Source organism: Methylorubrum zatmanii (assembly GCF_014845115.1).
Taxonomy (GTDB): Bacteria; Pseudomonadota; Alphaproteobacteria; order Rhizobiales; family Beijerinckiaceae; genus Methylobacterium; species Methylobacterium zatmanii.
Genome location: NZ_NKUI01000120.1, coordinates 1 through 14,827 on the forward strand (window position 1 = coordinate 1; position 14,827 = coordinate 14,827).

18 protein-coding genes are annotated in these 14,827 nt (G+C 69.3%); 10 read left to right on the plus strand and 8 right to left on the minus strand.

The window, feature by feature from the left end; translation table 11 throughout:
* Both MZTS_RS15325 and MZTS_RS15330 read right to left on the minus strand, forming a co-directional pair.
* Window positions 1-511, minus strand: a 511-nt coding sequence (locus MZTS_RS15325; protein ID WP_192284514.1) for a DUF4194 domain-containing protein, incomplete at its 3' end; no start/stop codon positions are given.
* Between the two features lie 9 nt (window positions 512-520).
* The gene (locus MZTS_RS15330) at window positions 521-1,933 is read right to left on the minus strand and encodes a Wadjet anti-phage system protein JetA family protein (protein ID WP_192284528.1); all 1,413 of its coding nucleotides are present in this window, start codon (window positions 1,931-1,933) and stop codon (window positions 521-523) included.
* A gap of 180 nt (window positions 1,934-2,113) precedes the next feature.
* Between MZTS_RS15330 and MZTS_RS15335 the strand changes: the two genes are divergently transcribed.
* On the plus strand, window positions 2,114-2,788 hold the full coding sequence (locus MZTS_RS15335; RefSeq protein ID WP_192284515.1) for an HAD family hydrolase: 675 nt from the start codon (window positions 2,114-2,116) through the stop codon (window positions 2,786-2,788).
* Window positions 2,789-3,013: 225 nt separating this feature from the next.
* A complete protein-coding gene (locus MZTS_RS15340; protein ID WP_192284516.1) occupies window positions 3,014-3,394 on the plus strand; it encodes a hypothetical protein in 381 nt (126 codons plus the stop codon).
* A gap of 68 nt (window positions 3,395-3,462) precedes the next feature.
* On the opposite strand, the gene MZTS_RS15345 is transcribed toward MZTS_RS15340, so the two are convergent.
* Window positions 3,463-4,353: an HpcH/HpaI aldolase/citrate lyase family protein gene (locus tag MZTS_RS15345; protein WP_192284517.1), complete on the minus strand. Its 891-nt coding sequence runs from the start codon at window positions 4,351-4,353 to the stop codon at window positions 3,463-3,465.
* A gap of 182 nt (window positions 4,354-4,535) precedes the next feature.
* On the opposite strand from MZTS_RS15345, the gene MZTS_RS15350 reads away from it, so the two are divergent.
* Window positions 4,536-4,925: a tautomerase family protein gene (locus MZTS_RS15350; RefSeq protein ID WP_009864586.1), complete on the plus strand. Its 390-nt coding sequence runs from the start codon at window positions 4,536-4,538 to the stop codon at window positions 4,923-4,925.
* Here the strand turns inward: MZTS_RS15350 and MZTS_RS15355 are convergent.
* Window positions 4,909-5,811 carry a LysR substrate-binding domain-containing protein gene (locus tag MZTS_RS15355; RefSeq protein WP_192284518.1) on the minus strand — a complete coding sequence of 301 codons (903 nt, stop codon included), beginning with the start codon at window positions 5,809-5,811 and terminating at the stop codon, window positions 4,909-4,911. The genes MZTS_RS15350 and MZTS_RS15355 overlap by 17 nt on opposite strands.
* Before the next feature lie 119 nt (window positions 5,812-5,930).
* Here MZTS_RS15355 and MZTS_RS15360 point away from each other — a divergent pair, with 119 nt between their 5' ends.
* The 4 genes from MZTS_RS15360 to MZTS_RS15375 all read left to right on the plus strand — a co-directional run bounded on the left by MZTS_RS15360 (window position 5,931) and on the right by MZTS_RS15375 (window position 8,287).
* Window positions 5,931-7,133: an MFS transporter gene (locus MZTS_RS15360; protein ID WP_192284519.1), complete on the plus strand. Its 1,203-nt coding sequence runs from the start codon at window positions 5,931-5,933 to the stop codon at window positions 7,131-7,133.
* A 139-nt stretch (window positions 7,134-7,272) separates the two neighbouring features.
* Window positions 7,273-7,644: a hypothetical protein gene (locus MZTS_RS15365; RefSeq protein ID WP_009864806.1), complete on the plus strand. Its 372-nt coding sequence runs from the start codon at window positions 7,273-7,275 to the stop codon at window positions 7,642-7,644.
* Between the two features lie 133 nt (window positions 7,645-7,777).
* On the plus strand, window positions 7,778-8,005 hold the full coding sequence (locus MZTS_RS15370; protein WP_210329313.1) for a hypothetical protein: 228 nt from the start codon (window positions 7,778-7,780) through the stop codon (window positions 8,003-8,005).
* Window positions 8,006-8,287: a hypothetical protein gene (locus tag MZTS_RS15375; RefSeq protein WP_192284521.1), complete on the plus strand. Its 282-nt coding sequence runs from the start codon at window positions 8,006-8,008 to the stop codon at window positions 8,285-8,287.
* 195 nt (window positions 8,288-8,482) lie between these two features.
* Here MZTS_RS15375 and MZTS_RS15380 read toward each other — a convergent pair whose 3' ends face one another.
* The 4 genes from MZTS_RS15380 to oxlT form a co-directional block, all read right to left on the minus strand.
* Window positions 8,483-10,063, minus strand: a complete 1,581-nt coding sequence (locus MZTS_RS15380; protein ID WP_192284522.1) for an acyl--CoA ligase — start codon at window positions 10,061-10,063, stop codon at window positions 8,483-8,485.
* 4 nt (window positions 10,064-10,067) lie between these two features.
* Window positions 10,068-11,075: a 2-dehydropantoate 2-reductase gene (locus tag MZTS_RS15385; protein ID WP_192284523.1), complete on the minus strand. Its 1,008-nt coding sequence runs from the start codon at window positions 11,073-11,075 to the stop codon at window positions 10,068-10,070.
* A 104-nt stretch (window positions 11,076-11,179) separates the two neighbouring features.
* Window positions 11,180-11,956, minus strand: coding sequence for a fumarylacetoacetate hydrolase family protein (locus MZTS_RS15390; protein ID WP_009865086.1), 777 nt, complete (start codon window positions 11,954-11,956; stop codon window positions 11,180-11,182).
* Window positions 11,957-11,967: 11 nt separating this feature from the next.
* Window positions 11,968-13,278, minus strand: a complete 1,311-nt coding sequence (gene oxlT, locus MZTS_RS15395) for an oxalate/formate MFS antiporter (protein WP_192284524.1) — start codon at window positions 13,276-13,278, stop codon at window positions 11,968-11,970.
* Window positions 13,279-13,568: 290 nt separating this feature from the next.
* On the opposite strand from oxlT, the gene MZTS_RS15400 reads away from it, so the two are divergent.
* The 3 genes from MZTS_RS15400 to MZTS_RS15410 form a co-directional block, all read left to right on the plus strand.
* Window positions 13,569-13,772, plus strand: coding sequence for a CsbD family protein (locus MZTS_RS15400; RefSeq protein ID WP_192284525.1), 204 nt, complete (start codon window positions 13,569-13,571; stop codon window positions 13,770-13,772).
* A 144-nt stretch (window positions 13,773-13,916) separates the two neighbouring features.
* Window positions 13,917-14,333, plus strand: coding sequence for a CsbD family protein (locus MZTS_RS15405; protein ID WP_192284526.1), 417 nt, complete (start codon window positions 13,917-13,919; stop codon window positions 14,331-14,333).
* A 172-nt stretch (window positions 14,334-14,505) separates the two neighbouring features.
* The coding region (locus tag MZTS_RS15410) for a creatininase family protein (protein ID WP_192284527.1) at window positions 14,506-14,827 on the plus strand (322 nt) is incomplete at its 3' end.

Consider the following 14,827-nt stretch of genomic DNA (forward strand, 5'->3'; position numbering starts at 1 on the left):
CGCCGAGCCGGAGCGCGCCCTTGCGGGAGAACAGGCGCAGGATCTCGATCAGGCGGGCCTCGTCCGGCGGCTCGGCGCGGGCGGCGGAGCGGATCGCGTCGGCGATGTCGTCGGTGGTGCATTCCACCGTGCCGTCGGTGGAGACGCGGTGGTCGCGCAGCCCCTCCTCATAGGCCAGCCGCAGGGCGAGCAGCACCAGGGTCTCGTCCTTGCGCAGCCGCTCGCCCTGGGCGTCATGGCGCACGCCGTCCGGCGGCAGGGCGAGGAAGACCATCTGGTCGCGATGGGCCACCTCGAAACGGTAGCCGAGGCAGGCGAAGTAATCGCGAAAGAACGGCGCATAGTGGCGCGCCAGCTCGTAGGAGCGGCCGATGCCGGTGGTCGCCGCGTAGATGCACTGGCTCTTCAGCATCACTTGGAGCGCGCGGATCAACTCCTCCTCGCTCGGGGCCGAGCGGCCGGGGGGCGGCGGCTCCTCCCCGTCGAGAATGGCGCGGAAGGGTTCGAGCATCGGGCGTTCTCAACCTGCTTTGCCGGCCCGGCGCCGCGCGGCGGCGGCCGGGACGCGCTCGATCGTGAAATCCGGGCAATCGAGCCAGCCATTGGAGACCCGGCCCTCGGTCCGGGCGACGCGATAGCGGTCGCGCAGCATCCCGTCGAACAGCACGTCGATCTCGCGCAGGCGCTGGAACACCACGAAGGCATCGACGTCGTCGAGGACGATCTCGGAGCCGCGCAGGGATTTCACCTGCCCGAGCCGGGCATCGAGATAGGCGACGATCCGCTCCGGCGTGACGGTGACGCGGCGGCGAAATTCGTCCTTGGCGGCGATGAAGGCCTCGATCGCCGGATCGACATCGATTTCCGGCAGCGGCTCGTAATCGATGACCCGGCGCGGCATGCGCGGATTGGTGAGTTGCGGCGGACCGATCGGCGGACGCAGGAGCGAGACCTGCGGCAGGGGCAGGCCGGCGACATCGTCCCCGGCGGCACCGACCGCGCGCAGGGCCGCGGCGGCCCGCTCGATCCGGGCCGAATCCCGCGGATCGCGGTAGCGCAGGGCCGCCGAGATCCGCCGCTCCAGCCGGGCCACCACCTCGGCCACCGCGTCGAGATGCGGGTCGAGCCCCTCGAAGATCGACAGGATCTCGACGAGGTCGGTACGCACCATCCGTTCGGCCGCCGCTGTGTCGGCGGCCCGGCCCTCGCGCAGGTTGCCCTCGGCGAGCGCCCGCAGCGTCAGCGGATCGCGCAGGGCCCGGCCGGCCTCCCGCACGATGCCGGAGCGGAAGCGGAACGGATTGAAGCGCGTGTGCAACGTCCGGTAATCGGAGACGAGGTGGCGCTCGACGAATTCCTCGAAATAGAGCCGGAAGGCCGCGCTGAGATCCGGCTCGCGCAGGATCCGCTCCTCGAGCTTGCGCATGGCCCCGGCCAGACCCCGGAGATGGCCGAGGAAGACCCGCGACGCCTTGGCCGCATTGCGCAGGGCCTCCGAGCGGTCGGCCGGGCTGGCGATGGCGCTCTCCAGCGCCCCCAGCACCTCCAGCACGGCGCCGCCATAGGAGCGGGTCTCGCCGCGCTCGATCCGCGCCAGCTCCTCGATCAGCAGCCGGGCATCGGGATCGAAATCGACCACCGGCACGTAGCGCTCGCGCCTCTCCACCAGCCAGCCGGCATCGATCAGCCGCCGATAGACCACCGAGCGGCGCTCGATGGGATCGAGCGGCGTCGCCTCGTCATCGGCGATCTCGGCCTGACTCCAGCCGGCGGAGAAATCGCCGATGGCCGCCAGGAGCTCGCTCTTGCGCAGGGGCTCGGCGGCATCGCCGAACACGCACGCGTGCAGGTGCAGCAGCAGGGCCGCATTGAAGGCCCGGCTCGGCGAGGCGAGCGGGCGGAACAGGTCGTCGGCGAGATGGGTGAACAGCATGGCGGGACGGCGGCGACCCAACCCGCTCGGCCGCCGCCGGTCAATGCCCGTACCGGCGGAGCGCCATGCTCATCCCGCCTCCCCTGCTCTCAGGCAGACCGATGCATCGCCTCGCCCCGGCACCCGTTGTCCGAGACGAAGGGCCGCGAAAGCCGCCCCGGATCCCAGCGGAGCCCGCTCATGCGCATCGACACCGTCTTCCTGTTCGACCTCGACGGCACCCTGGTCGACAGCGTCTACCAGCACGTCCTCGCCTGGAAGGAAGCCCTCGACGAAGAGGGCATCCCGCTCTCGGTCTGGCGCATCCACCGCAAGATCGGCATGAGCGGGGGCCTGTTCACCAACCAGCTCCTGCGGGAGACCGGGCTCGCGATCGACCCGGAGCGGATCGACCGCCTGCGCCGCCTGCACGCCGAGGCCTATGGCCGGCTCTCGAAGGGCGTCGTGCCGCTGCCCGGAGCCAAGGAACTCCTCACGACCCTGACCGAGAACCGTATCCCCTGGGCCATCGCCACCAGCGGGCGGATGGAGACGGCGGCCCACAACCTCGTCGCCCTCGGCGTCGATCCCGCTCAGGTGCCGGTGGTGACCCGCGACCTCGTCAAATATGCCAAGCCCGATCCCGACCTCTTCCTCGCCGCCGCCGCGCGGCTCGACGCGCCGATCGAGCACGCGGTCATCGTCGGCGATTCGATCTGGGACATGCTGGCCGCCCGCCGCTGCCGGGGGCTCGGCGTCGGCCTGCTCTCGGGCGGATACGGCACGGAGGAGCTGGAACGTTCCGGTGCCGTGCGGGTCTACGACGACCCGGCCATGCTTCTGGAACACCTCGACGAAGTCGGGGGCCGGCGTTGAAGACGCCTGAGTGAGTACGGCCAAGATTAATTCGGCAGCCGGCCGCTTCTACCCCCCTGTCCTTCACCGGGGAACGCGCCTGACAATTGGATGAACGGGCCCTTGCACCGTCGTTCATGTGACAGAACGTAGCGTGAGCTTCGACACATCGCGAATGAACCGATTCCTGGTCATCCTCGTTGGGACGCCAATGGATCGGCGATCCGCCGTTCTCGGAGAGGTTTGATGAAGAAGCTTGCGATTCTGTCCGCCGTGGCCGTCCTCGGCGTCGGCGCCCTGTCGTCGACGGATGCCGAGGCGCGCTGGCGCGGCCGTGGCGGCGGCGGAGCCGTGGCAGCCGGCGTGGTCGGCGGTCTCGCGGCCGGTGCGCTCCTCGGCGCGGCCGCGTCGAACAGCTACGGCTACGGCGGCTATGGCTACGGTGGTGGCTACGGCTACGATTACGGCTATGCCCGCCCGGTCGCCGGCTATGGGTACGGCTACGCCCGTCCGGCTTACGGCTATCGCAGCGTCGGCTACTACGATGGCGGCTACTATGCCCCGCGCCGCGCCTATGGCGGTTATTCCTGGGGCGGCCCGGCCTACGATTACGGCTACGGCTGGTAACGCTCTTCCCCGTCACGCCCCGGCATGACGGGACGGCCGCGCCCCCCAGGGCGCGGCCGTTTCGTGTTTCAGGCGGCGGCGTCGCGGGCGGCGATGGTCTCGGACCACACCACGGCACGGCGGGCCATGCCGATATGCTGACGCTCGTACATCCGGCCCTCGACCTTGATCGCCGCGCGCTTGGCGTTCTCCGGCAGGTTGAAGGCCTCGATCACGAGGCGGGCGCGGCGGACCTCTTCCTCCGTCGGGGCGAAGGAAGTGTTGGCCGGCTCGATCTGGTTGGGGTGGATCAGCGTCTTGCCGTCGAAGCCGAGGTCGCGCGCCTGCCGGCACTCCTCGCGGCAGCCCTCCGGATCGGCGATATCGTTCCAGACACCGTCGAGGATGATCAGCCCTTCGGCCCGGGCGGCGGCCAGGGTGAGCATCATCCACGGCAGCATCGGCACGCGCCCGCGCACGAGTTGCGCCCAGGTGTCCTTGGCCAGATCGTTGGTGCCGAGCACGAAACCGGTGAGCCGGTTGCGCCGGTCGCGCCGCGCCTTGGCGATCTCATGGATGTTGAGGATCGCCGCCGGCGTCTCGATCATCGCCCAGACGGCGATGGAATCGGGTGCATCGAGCGCCTCCAAGGCGTCGGCGACGCTTTCCAGCACCGCAGGCGACGACACCTTCGGCATCAGGATCGCATCGGGCTTGGCCTGGATCGCCGCACGCAGGTCGGCATCGCCCCAGGGAGTCTGCGGCGCGTTCACCCGGATCACGAGTTCGCGATGCCCGTAGCCGCCGCTCTTCACCGCGGCGCAGACCTGCTCGCGAGCCAACTCCTTCTCCTCCATGGAGACGGCATCCTCCAAGTCGAGGATCAGGGAGTCGGCGGGCAGCGTCTTGGCCTTTTCGAGGGCGCGCGGGTTCGAACCCGGCATGTACAGAACGCTGCGGCGCAACCGCAAATCGGACATCTCTCATCTCCTCCGAGAAGGGGCGAGTGAGGACGCCGCTCGCCCATCCCGCCCTCGATTTGAATGCATAATACGGACGATCCGAGTCGGTTGGAAGCGGCCGGAAGCGGAGCTACTTAACCGCCTGTGCCCGGCCACCGCCAGTAGGCGCCGTCTCAGCCCATTATCCTGGAGAGTTTTCGATGCCCCTGATGCGCTTCGACCTGATCGAAGGCCGCAGCGACGCCGAGCTGAAGGCTCTGCTCGATGCGGCGCACGAGGCGATGCTGGAGGCCTTTCAGGTGCCGCCCGGTGATCGCTACCAGATCGTGACCGAGCACAAGCCCTCGCGGATGATCGTCGAGGATACCGGTCTCGACATCCCGCGCACCCGGGACGTGGTCGTGGTGCAGATGATCACCCGGCCCCGGGGGCGTGAGAAGAAGGAGCTGTTCTACCGCCTGCTGACCGAGAAGCTTCAGGCGGCCTGCGGCATCGCTCCGGCCGACGTGATGGTCTCGACGGTGGAGAACACCGACGAGGATTGGTCCTTCGGTCACGGCCGGGCGCAGTTCCTCACCGGGGAATTGTGAGACCCGGCCGGCTTCCCTCCGCCACCAGCCACTCGACGAAGGCCGTGAGGGCGGGGGATTTGTCGGCATCGAACGGGGTCAGGACGAAGTAGCCGGGCCGGCTCACCCGGATCTCCGGGAACGGGGCCACGAGCCGGCCCGCCTCGACCGCGCGGTCGAGCACCGGGAAGGGCCCGATGCCGAGGCCGCAGCCATCCTCCATGGCTTGGAGGGTGACGAAGAAATGGTCGAAGACCCGGCGGCGGGTGCCGCCGGGCAGCGTCACGTCGGCGCGGGCGAGCCAGTCGCTCCAATCGCCCGGCCGCGTCTCGGTGGCGAGCAGGACGTGGCCGGCGAGATCGCCCAACGCGGGGAGCGGCTTGTCCCGCAGCAGCGCCGGGCTCGCCACCAGCGTGTCGGCTTCCGCCAGAAACGGCACCGCGCGGAATTGCGGCCAGGGCTCGGGGCCGCGCCGGATCGCCAGATCGAAGCCGCCGCGCAGGGCGTCCTGCAAGGTCGTGGTCGTGGCGACCGCGACTTCGGTTCCGGGCCGCGCCCGGTGGAACCCGTCGAGGCGCGGAATCAGCCAGCGCATGGCGAAGGTCGAGGGCGCGCTGACCTTGAGCACACGCGGCGCCTGGGGACGGCCGCAGGCCTCCGCCGCCGCCGTGAGGCGATCGAAGGAGAGGCTGATCTCTTCGGCGAAGGCACGGGCCGCCGGCGTCGCCACCATCCTGCGGCCGACCCGGACGAACAGCCGCTGGCCGAGCCATCCCTCCAAGGCCCCGATCTGGCGGCTGACGGCACCGTGGGTCAGCCCGAGTTCGAGCCCGGCCTGGGCGTAGCTGCCGGCGCGGGCAGCGACCTCGAACACCTGTAACGCGTGAAGCGGCGGCAGACGGCGCATCCCTGTCCTCAGTCGGAACCGTGAGAAAATCGCACGCAACCCGTGAGCGATCCGGCTCTCATCACCAAAAGCTCACGGATCTAAGGTGCCGGCGCAACCGTCACCGGAGATGTCTTTCGATGAACCGCGCCGTTTCGCTGGATCGATGGGACGGAGCGACGGCGCCGGCCGAGCCCCATCGACGGCGCAGCCTCGGCGGGGCCTGTCTCGCCCACGCGCTGCATGACGGCTACACCGACCTGCTCTACGTGCTGCTGCCGGTCTGGCAGACGGAATTCGGCCTCGGCTATGCCGGCCTCGCCGTGATGCGGAGCCTCTACTACGCCACCATGGGCGGGCTGCAGATCCCGGCCGACCGGCTGGCGGCGCGGCTTCCGGTCCGGGCCGCACTGGCGCTCTCGACCCTGGTCGCGGCCGCCGGCTTCGTGATCATGGCCCTGAGCCAGGGGCTGGCCGGGCTCTGTGCCGGACTGGTGCTGGCTGGAATCGGTGCCAGCATTCAGCATCCGCAGGCCTCGCTGCTGGTGTCCCAGGCCTATGGCGCCGCCGCGCGGGGGCCGCTCGGGATCTACAATTTCTCCGGCGATCTCGGGAAAGCCCTGTTCCCGGTCGTGGTCGCGCTGCTGCTCGGCTGGATGGCATGGCGGCCGGTCTCCGGCCTGATGGCGGCGACCGGACTCGCCGTGGCCCTGGCGCTCCTCCTCGTCCTGCCGCGCGGATCGCTGGCCGCCGCACCGCCCCGCACCGGCAGGGCCGGCACGGAGGGCGCGGGCTTTCCCCTGCTGATGATTATCGGCGCCCTCGATACCGCCACGCGGATGGGCGCCCTGCTGTTCCTACCCTTCCTGCTCGAAGCGAAGGGGGGCACGGGCACGACGACGGGTCTCGCCCTGGCGCTGGTGTTCTCCGGTGGCGCCTTCGGCAAGGCGGTCTGCGGCTGGCTCGGCGAACGGATCGGGGTCGTGCGCAGCGTCGTCGCCACGGAAACCGCCACCGCCCTGCTGGTCGCCGCGATCCTCGTCCTGCCCCTTGGAGGAACCCTGGCCCTGCTGCCCCTCGTCGGCCTCGCCCTCAACGGCACCTCCTCGGTGCTCTACGGGACGGTGCCGGATCTCGCCCCGCGGGGCGATGTCGGCCGGGCCTTCGCCCGGTTCTACACCGCCGTGATCGGTGCCGGCGGCCTCGCCCCCATCGCCTACGGCGCCCTCGGCGACAGGGCCGGCCCGGCGATCGGCCTCCTCGCCGTCGCAGCCACGGCGCTCGTCATCGTGCCGCTCGTGCTCGGGTTGCGCCGGCCGCTCGGCGCGACGGCGCAGGCCTAAGCAAGGCCGCAAGAACAAGCACAGCTTTACTGGAAAAATTGGTCGAAACGGCCAAGTCACCGTGTCGTGAGAGGTCAACCTTTCGTCATGATCGAAGGCCAAGGGCACCCTGAATAGCGTTTTCAGGGGAATGAACCGGATGCGAAAGACCTGCCTCGGAGCCTGCGTGGGCCTCGCCTTGCTCGCCGGCTTCGCCGCGCCCGCGCGGGCCGAGAACCGGACCGCGATGGGCGTCGGCGCGGGCGCCGTTGCCGGCGCGCTCGTGGCGGGGCCGGTCGGCGCCGTGGTCGGTGCCGTGGCCGGCGGGGTCATCGGTTCGAACAGCAACGCGCGTCCCCGCTCGGCTCGCAAGCGCCGCGCCGCCCTGCGCCGCCACGCGCGCGGCCCCGCGCCGCGCCGTGCGGCCATGGCCGAACCGGCCTCCCCTCGGTCCGACATGGTCCGCCCCGTGCGGGGCGGAGGCACCGGCACGCCCGCCCCGGCTCGTTCCGGCTGGCAGGATCCCCACTGAGGCGCACGGCGAGACTGTCGCTTTCGCGTCACAGCCGGAGAAATGCGCAAGCGTGACCGCTCCGGTGCCATTTTCATGACGCGATGCGGCGCGCAGGATCAGCCTCGTGCAATCGTCCGAGAGCGAGGAAGCGATGGCTGATCCGAGCGCCGACCCTGATCGAACGGACCGAAAGCAGGCCGTTTCCCGCGACGAGGGATTGTCCGTGGGACGGGTGACCAAAGGGGTCGCCTTCGCCCTCGGGAAGCGCCTGTCCGTCGAGAAGGACGCCGCCCTGCCCGATCGCCTCGCTACCCTCGTGGATCGTCTCCAGGCCGGACCTCTCGGCCGCACCTCCCTCAAGCATCGTCGAGTTGCCTGAATGTCCAAATTCGATCGCGCCCTCAGCGACGCCACCGTGGTCCCCTTCCCCGCCGCCGCGACCGATGCCGTCGCCGACGAGAACGTGGCCTCGATCATCGAAGTGCTTCAGGATCAGCTCAAGCTCGCCCGCGAAGGCAAGCTGCGCTCCGTGGCCGTGGTCTCGGTCTCGAACGACGGCAGCGCCATCGGCACGCAATGGTCCTGCGCCCACGGCGACGTGGCGAGCCTGATCGGCAAGCTCACGGTGCTCTCCCACGACATGATGGCCGCGCGGAACTGAGTTTTTCCGATCGGTTCAAAGGAAAAGGGCCGGCGGTGCATCCGCCGGCCCTTTCTTGTTCTGCGCATGAAACCGAATACGCGCGCCTGATTTCGCAGCGTCGCGCTGACGGAGGGGAGGCCCGCAGCGTCGTCGCGCCCTGAAGCGATGCGATCCGGACGCCATGACGGCACCCGGATCGCGCGGGCAAATTCCTCAGGCGAGGCCGAGCTTCTGCGCGAGGCCGATCCGTTGGAGCTTGCCGGTGGCGCCCTTCGGGATCTCGTCGAGGATCAGGATCTTGGCCGGCACCTTGAAGGCGGCCAGACGCTCGGAGGCGAAAGCGCGAATGTCCTTCTCCACCGCCTCGACACCCTCGCGCAGGACGATCGCGGCGGCGACATCCTCGCCGAGCTTGTCGTGGGGCACCGCGAAGGTGACGCATTGCGACACCGCCGGGTGGTCCATCAGAACCTCGTCCACCTCGCGGGGGGAGATCTTCTCGCCGCCGCGGTTGATGATCTCCTTCAGGCGACCGGTGATCGAGAGGTAGCCCTCCGGCGAGAGCACGCCCTGGTCGCCGGTGCGGAACCAGCCCTGCTTGGTGAAGGCCTCGGCATTGGCCTTCTCGTTGTTCTCGTAGCCCTTCATCACGTTGTCGCCGCGGATGACGATCTCGCCGGTCTCGCCCGCCGGCAGCGGCTCGCCGTCGTGATCGACCACCGCGATCTCGGGGCCGGCGGCAAGGCCGACCGAGCCCGCGTAGTGGGGCCTCGGCGGCAGCGGGTTCGAGGCCATCTGGTGGGCGGCCTCGGTCATGCCGTAGGCCTCGATCACCGGGGCGCCGAAGGTCTCCTCCAGCTCCTTCATCACCTGCGGCGGCAGGGACGAGGACGAGGAGCGGATGAACCGCAGCGGGTTCTTGGCGATGATCTCCTTGTTCCGCGCTGCGCGGCCCAGGATCGCCTGATGCATGGTCGGCACGCCGGTGTACCAAGTCGGGTGCACCTCCTCCATCCAGGAGAAGAATTTCAGGGCGTTGAAGCCCGGCGTGCAGGAGACCTGACCACCGACCGAGAGCGGGGCGAGGATGCCCGCGATCAGGCCGTGGATGTGGAAGAGCGGCATGATGTTAAGACCGCGATCCTCCGCCGTGAAGGCGAGCGCGGTGCGGATGTTGCGCGCGGAGGCGCAGACATTGCCCTGGGTCAGCGGCACGATCTTGGGCCGCGAGGTGGTGCCGGAGGTGTGCAGCACCAGGGCGATCTCTTCCGAGTTGGCCGGACCGCCCTTCTCAGCCGGTGCGGCGCCATCGTCGGCAAAGTGCAGCGTGAAGCTGCCGGCCCCCTCCTCCGGTGTCGGCCGCAGCCGGGCCACCGGCACGCCGAGCTTGTCCGCGACGCCGACGGCGGGGGATTCCGAGCCGTCCGCGACCAGCAGCAGCTTGGCCCCGAGATCGCTCATGTAGAACTCGAACTCGTCGGCCTTGTAGCTCGGGTTCAGCGGCGCCGAAGTGGTGCCGGCGGCCACCGCGATGAAGGCGGCCGCCATTTCCGGGCCGTTCGGCAGCACGATCGCCACCCGGTCGCCCCGGCCGATGCCGCGGGCGTTGAGGTCGGTGATGGTGCGCTCGGTCAGGGCCCGCAGGGCCTGGAAGGTCAGCGGCACGCCGCCGGGGCTCGACAGGGCGGGAGCCGCATCGGCGCCGGTCTGGATCAGCTCGTGGAGAGTCGTCGCGGCCACGCTGGCCTCCTTGGAGTCGATGGGGGAAGGGACGGAGGTTTCGGGAAGAAGCATCGCGTCACGCTCCCTGGATGGCGAGGCGCCCATTGGCCCGCTCCAGGCTCTGGGCCAGGAGCCGCATCAGGGCGAAGACGGTATCGATATGTGGGGTCGGCGTGCCGGTGAGGCGGCCGAGCTCGATCACCGAGCCCACCAGCGCTTCCAGCTCGATCGGCCGGCCGGCCTCGACGTCCTGCAGCATCGAGGTCTTGTGCGGGCCGACCTTCTCGGCGCCGGCGATGCGCTTGTCGATGCCCAGACGGAAGGTGACGCCGAGCGCGTTGGCGATGGTCTCGGCCTCGCGCATCATCTCGGCGGCGATCGCCCTTGTATCGGGGAAGCGGCAGATGTCTTCCAGCGTCGCGTGGGTGAGGGCGGAGATCGGGTTGAAGCTCAGGTTGCCCCACAGCTTGAGCCAGATCTCGGCCCGGATGTCGCTGGTGACCGGGGCGCGGAAGCCGGCCTTGGCGAGGCGCTGCGACAGGGCGAGCACCCGCTCCGACTTCGAGCCGTCGAGTTCGCCGAGGCCGAAACGGTTGCCCTCGATCACCTTCACGGTGCCCGGATCTGTGAGAACGGTGGCCGGATAGACCACCGAACCGATCACGTGCTTCGGGTCGAGGTTGTCGGCGATCAGCCCGCCGGGATCGGCGCTCTCCAGCCGCGTGCCGGCGAAGTCGCCACCGTGGCCGCCGAGGAAGTACCACCACGGAATCCCGTTCTGCATCGTGACCACGACCGTGTCGGGGCCGATCAGGTGCTTGAGGTCGGCGGCGATCGGGCCGACCTGATGCGCCTTCACCGTCAGCAGCACGACCTCGTGGACGCCCGCCTCCTGCATGGAGCGGGTGGCCTTCACCGACTTCGAATGGATCTCGGTTCCGTCCTCCTCGATCAGGCGCATGCCGTCGGCCTGGATCGCCGCCGCGTTGGAGCGGGCGATGAAGGTGACGTCCTCACCGGCCTCCGCCAGCCTGACTCCGAGATAACCGCCGATGGCGCCGGCGCCGACGATCGCGATGCTCATGTCTCTACACCCGTGCTGCCAATTCCGCTCCGCCGGCCAAGTCCCAAACGCCGTTCCGGCCGATTTCGTGCGACCGCGGAGACCGCTTTTGCTTGAGTTTCTGCTTATTCGAACCGGTTCGTGAGCGTGCCGATGCCCTCGATCACCACCTCGACCGTGGCCCCCTTCGGCGTCGGGCCCGAGCCGACCGAGGTGCCGCAGGCGATCACGTCGCCGGGCTCCAGCGTCATGCCCTGGGACAACAGGGCAACGAGCCGGGGCGCCGGGATCAGCATGTCGGAGATCGGGAAGTTCTGCCGCTCGCGCCCGTTGACCAGGGTGCGGACGGTGAGCGTCTCCGGGTCGAGACCGGTCGCGATCACCGGGCCGAATGGCCCGAAGCCGTCGAGCCCCTTGGACCGCGTCCACTGCGCGAAGCTCGCATCCGCCTTGAGGATCGCGGCGGAGGTGACGTCGTTGACGCAGGTGAAGCCGAAGATGTGGTCCGCCGCCTCCTCCTCGGTGAGGTCGCGGGCGGGTTTGCCCGGAACCCTGCCGATGACGATGCCGAGCTCACCCTCGTAGAACGCCCGGCCCGCCGCCTCCGGCACCGCCACCACCGCGCCGGAGGGCCGGTAGGTGTTGGCGGGCTTGATCAGGAACAGCGGCGCCTCGGGGCGGGACAGCTCCTGCTTCTCCATCAGCGCCCCGAAATTGTTCCACAGGGCGATCATCTTGGAGGGGTGGCAGGGCAGGTCCACGCTCACCTCGGAGAGCGGCAGCACCGCTCCCGTCGGCGTGGGCTCGCCGAATAGGTCGCCCTCGCAGACCTCGATCCGCTCGCCGTCGAGCCGGCCGAAGCCGCGCTGCCCGTCGTGAAGGAAACCGATCCAGTGCGTCACGGCTCCCTCCCTCACTGGTTACGGGCGACGAAGCGGGCGCGCATCGGCTTCAGCACGAACAGCGCCAGGAAGCCCGCGACGAAGGCCATGCCGGAGGCGAGATAGAACACGTTCTGCCAGGAGCCGGTCGCGGTCTGGATCGCCAGGAAGGCGGGCAGCATCAGCGAAGCCGTGCCCTTGGCGGTGTAGAGCAGGCCGGCATTGGCGGTGGCGTTCTTGTCGCCGTAGGTGTCGGCGCAGGTCGAGGGGAACAGCGAGTAGATCTCGCCCCAGGCGAAGAAGACGAGGCCGGTGAGCAGCACGAAGGCCATCGGCGAATGCGCGAACATGCCGAGCGCCAGGATGCCCGCGCCCTCGATCATGAAGGCCATGAACATGGTGTTCTCACGCCCGATCCGGTCGGAGATCCAGCCGAAGACCGGACGGGTCACGCCGTTGAGCACCCGGTCGATGGTCAGCGCGAAGGTGAGCGCCGGCAGGGTCAGGCCCAGGAGCGAGACCGGAATCGTGTCGACGTGGAAGTCCTTGGCGATGGGTGCGAGCGAGGCGGTCGCCATCAGGCCGCCGGCGGCCATCATCACGAACATCGCGTACATCAGCCAGAAGATCGGGGTGCGGACCATCTCGGCCGAGCTGTATTGGCGGCGGCTCGTGGCGTTCGGGGTGACGCGGCCGGCGAGCATCCGGTCCTTGTAGGCGGCGCTGGGCGCCGAGAGCAGGAGGGCGGCGATCATCACCACGATGCCCTGGCCGAGGCCGAACACGAGGAAGGTCTGCTGGTAGCCGCTGTCGCGGATCATCGCGGCGATCGGGATGACGGTGAGGGCCGAGCCCGCGCCGAAGCCGGCGGCGGTCAGGCCGGCGGCAAGGCCGCGACGGTCCGGGAACCACTTGAGGGCGTTGCCGACGCAGGTGCCGTAGACCGCGCCCGCGCCGATGCCGCTGATGGCGGCGGCGAGGTAGAGGAACCACAGCGAATCGGCCACCGAGTTCATGGCCCAGCCGATGGCGCAGAGGGCGCCGCCGAACAGTGTGACCACCTTCGGGCCGTAGCGATCCACGAACCAGCCCTCGATCGGAACGAGCCAGGTCTCGGTGAGAACGAAGATCGTGAAGGCGACCTGGATCGCCGGCTTGCCCCACTGGAACTTGTCGTTGATCGGATTGACGAACAGCGTCCAGCCATACTGCAGGTTGGCGATCATCGACATGCACAGCACGCCGAGGATGAGCTGCCCCCAGCGTCCGCCCACGGGCGTGTCGGCCCGCGACGCCGAATAGGCGCCTGAGCCGGGCAATGGATCGGCGGCTTGAACGGCCATGGAGCGCTCCCTCACTCACTCATCTTCTTGACGAGCCGGGATTTAAACCCGGCTCAGCCATATTGGAATTTTGGATACCGCATACGTAACCTCTCTCGCGCCAAGCGCTGACAGGAAAATATTTGGACGCAGCGCAGATATTTTTTGAACGCTCAGACAGAATGAATTCATTATGCGAGCGGGTGTGAGGCCGCACGCCTTATCATAGGAGTGGAACAAAGCCGCCAGGGATCCCGTTCAGCTTCACGAGAGTGCCGAAGCCCGGCGCAGCAGATGAACGGAGACAGGCGATGAGCAGCACCACCGACAAGATCAAGGGCGTCGCCAACGAGGCCGCCGGCTCGATCAAGCAGTCCGTCGGCAAGGTGACCGGCAACGAAAAGCTCCAGGCCGAGGGCAAGGCCCAGGAGCTGGAAGGCAAGACCCAGCGCGCCGTCGGCGGCGCGAAGGAGGGGGTCAAGAACGCCGCCGACGCGGTGAAGAGCAAGCTCTGAACCTAGCGGACGGTATCCCGCCATCGATGTGAGGCCGGAGCCGCACCCGACCGGGTGCGGCTTCCTCTTTTGCGGAAGGCCTGCGGATCCGTGAGGTTCGATCCTTCAGGCCGGTCCCAACCGATTTCAAGAAAGGATTTCATCATGAACAGGGATCAGATCGAGGGCGGAATCCGCAACCTCAAGGGCCGGGGGCGGACGGCGCTCGGCGCCGTGACCGGCCGCGCCCGTCCCCAGGCCGAGGGCGCCTACGAGCAGATTGCCGGCGTGGCCCAGGCCGCCTATGGCCGCACCCGCGAGCGCGCGGAGGAACTCTACGAGGACGGCTACCGCTTCGCCGACGAAGCCGCTTCCCGCGGCCGGCATTTCCGCGACGAGGCGGTGGAGCATGGCCGCCACCTGCATCGCGAGGCCCGCTCCCGTGGGCGTCACCTGCGCGACGAGGCGAACCGGCGTGGCCATGCCCTCGCCGTCCGGGCCGAAGAGAATCGCGGCGCGACGCTGGCGCTGGTCGCCGCGGCGGCTTTCGGCCTCGGCTGGCTCGTCAGCCGCCGTCGCTGACCGAGCAGGGCCCGGCGTTCCGTCCTCTGCCCCCGGCCGCGCGACGGCGCGGCCGGGCGGATACCCGAAGCGTGAACCGGGCCCTGGATGGCAGAGCCGGCCTGCGGAGATCTTGACGAAGCCGCGGTCGAGACCGGATGCGTCCTCCCTCGCGAAGACGGAGGACGAGAGCATGCCGGCACGATCCTGGCTCGATCTGACGACGGAGGAGATCCGTGCCCGGGACATGACCCGGACCATCGCCATCCTTCCGGTGGCGGCGGTGGAGCAGCACGGGCCGCACCTTCCCCTCGGCACCGACAGCTACATCGCCGAAGGTTATCTGGAGCGGGTGGCGCGGCAGGTGCCGGAGGCGCTCGACGTGCTGCTCCTGCCGGTGCAGGCGGTAGGCAAATCCGATGAGCACGATGCCTTCCCCGGGACGCTGAGCCTGACGACCCACACGGCGCTCGCCGCCTGGACCGAGATCGGGGCGGGCCTGCACCGGCAGGGGC

Bases quoted from the DNA above. Each gene is read 5' to 3' on its own strand.
- MZTS_RS15365 (WP_009864806.1), top strand. From the start codon at position 7,273: ATGCGAAAGACCTGCCTCGGAGCCTGCGTGGGCCTCGCCTTGCTCGCC.
- MZTS_RS15340 (WP_192284516.1), top strand. From the start codon at position 3,014: ATGAAGAAGCTTGCGATTCTGTCCGCCGTGGCCGTCCTCGGCGTCGGC.
- MZTS_RS15330 (WP_192284528.1), bottom strand. From the start codon at position 1,933: ATGCTGTTCACCCATCTCGCCGACGACCTGTTCCGCCCGCTCGCCTCG.
- MZTS_RS15375 (WP_192284521.1), top strand. From the start codon at position 8,006: ATGTCCAAATTCGATCGCGCCCTCAGCGACGCCACCGTGGTCCCCTTC.
- MZTS_RS15380 (WP_192284522.1), bottom strand. From the start codon at position 10,063: ATGCTTCTTCCCGAAACCTCCGTCCCTTCCCCCATCGACTCCAAGGAG.
- MZTS_RS15400 (WP_192284525.1), top strand. From the start codon at position 13,569: ATGAGCAGCACCACCGACAAGATCAAGGGCGTCGCCAACGAGGCCGCC.
- oxlT (WP_192284524.1), bottom strand. From the start codon at position 13,278: ATGGCCGTTCAAGCCGCCGATCCATTGCCCGGCTCAGGCGCCTATTCG.
- MZTS_RS15350 (WP_009864586.1), top strand. From the start codon at position 4,536: ATGCCCCTGATGCGCTTCGACCTGATCGAAGGCCGCAGCGACGCCGAG.
- MZTS_RS15405 (WP_192284526.1), top strand. From the start codon at position 13,917: ATGAACAGGGATCAGATCGAGGGCGGAATCCGCAACCTCAAGGGCCGG.
- MZTS_RS15355 (WP_192284518.1), bottom strand. From the start codon at position 5,811: ATGCGCCGTCTGCCGCCGCTTCACGCGTTACAGGTGTTCGAGGTCGCT.
- MZTS_RS15370 (WP_210329313.1), top strand. From the start codon at position 7,778: ATGGCTGATCCGAGCGCCGACCCTGATCGAACGGACCGAAAGCAGGCC.
- MZTS_RS15385 (WP_192284523.1), bottom strand. From the start codon at position 11,075: ATGAGCATCGCGATCGTCGGCGCCGGCGCCATCGGCGGTTATCTCGGA.
- MZTS_RS15335 (WP_192284515.1), top strand. From the start codon at position 2,114: ATGCGCATCGACACCGTCTTCCTGTTCGACCTCGACGGCACCCTGGTC.
- MZTS_RS15360 (WP_192284519.1), top strand. From the start codon at position 5,931: ATGAACCGCGCCGTTTCGCTGGATCGATGGGACGGAGCGACGGCGCCG.
- MZTS_RS15345 (WP_192284517.1), bottom strand. From the start codon at position 4,353: ATGTCCGATTTGCGGTTGCGCCGCAGCGTTCTGTACATGCCGGGTTCG.